This window comes from Oleiphilus sp. HI0043 (assembly GCF_001634935.1).
Genome location: NZ_LWEY01000597.1, coordinates 1 through 1050 on the forward strand (window position 1 = coordinate 1; position 1050 = coordinate 1050).

The following is a 1050-nucleotide window of genomic DNA, read 5'->3' on the forward strand; positions in this document are numbered from 1 at the left end:
GCTAGCAATGTGAGTATCAGCTGACAGTCGAATTGTCATTGATAGATTAAACATTTGTGTACCGGTGTGCGGGGCACTGTAGGTTCCGGTTTGCAAATCATCAATGTTTATATTCTGAGAGGAAAAGTACTGTGCAATCTCGTGAACGATACCCGGGTTATCCAATGCAACAACGCTAACCGTATACGCTAGTGCAGGGTGGCTGTCCCGCTGCTGTGTTTGCTTCGCAGTGGTGGTAAGACCAAGTGACTCGGACAGTGCTGGTAGGCTCGCTTCAAGTTTTGCTATAGCATCCCAAGCGCCGGAAACCATCATTATCACGGCGAATTCGCCCCCGAGCACTGTCATTCTACTGTCTATGATATTGCATTGGTTGGTCGAGCAGGCTTTTGCTAGCTCATTAACGATACCTGGCTTGTCGGTGCCAATAGAAGAAATAACCAAAAAGTTTGGTTTGTGATCTGTATTGCCCATAATTTCGCCTTAGTTGAGTGGGTTGTTGGACGATATTTTTGTTTCTTTGCCATATAGTAAGGCATGTTTACTTGTGAAAAAACCATCTCGGCATTAACATACGCGATTGTTTTTACTTTGTACCGTTTCAGTATCTGTTTTTGAGTAAAAAGTGCGCAGATATTTTCTTGGAGATCAATATGATTGAAGGCAGCATTGTTGCCCTGGTAACGCCCATGTTTGAAGACGGAAGTCTTGATTGGGAACGTTTGGATTCCCTGCTGGACTTCCATGTCGAAAAAGGAACTAATGCTATTGTTGCTGTTGGTACCACTGGTGAGTCTGCAACGCTCGACCCTGCAGAGCATTGCAGCGTTATCGATCATATAATTAAACGTATTGCTGGAAGAATTCCTGTTATCGCTGGCACAGGCGCAAACTCTACTTCAGAGGCTATTGAACTCACGCGTGAAGCTAAGAAGCTTGGTGCTGATGCATGCTTGCTGGTGGCGCCATATTACAACAAGCCTACTCAAGAAGGCCTATACCTTCATCATAAAGCGATTGCTGAAGCAGTAGAAATTGATCAGATTCTTT

Annotated in this window: 2 protein-coding genes; one reads left to right on the forward strand and one right to left on the reverse strand. The window is 44.6% G+C overall.

The annotated features are described in order from the left end of the window. Positions 1 to 474, reverse strand: a 474-nt coding sequence (locus tag A3729_RS07380; RefSeq protein WP_068633526.1) for a glycine cleavage system protein R, incomplete at its 3' end; no start/stop codon positions are given. Positions 475 to 653: 179 nt separating this feature from the next. On the opposite strand from A3729_RS07380, the gene A3729_RS07385 reads away from it, so the two are divergent. After that, positions 654 to 1050, forward strand: a 397-nt coding sequence (locus tag A3729_RS07385; protein WP_197475657.1) for a dihydrodipicolinate synthase family protein, incomplete at its 3' end; no start/stop codon positions are given.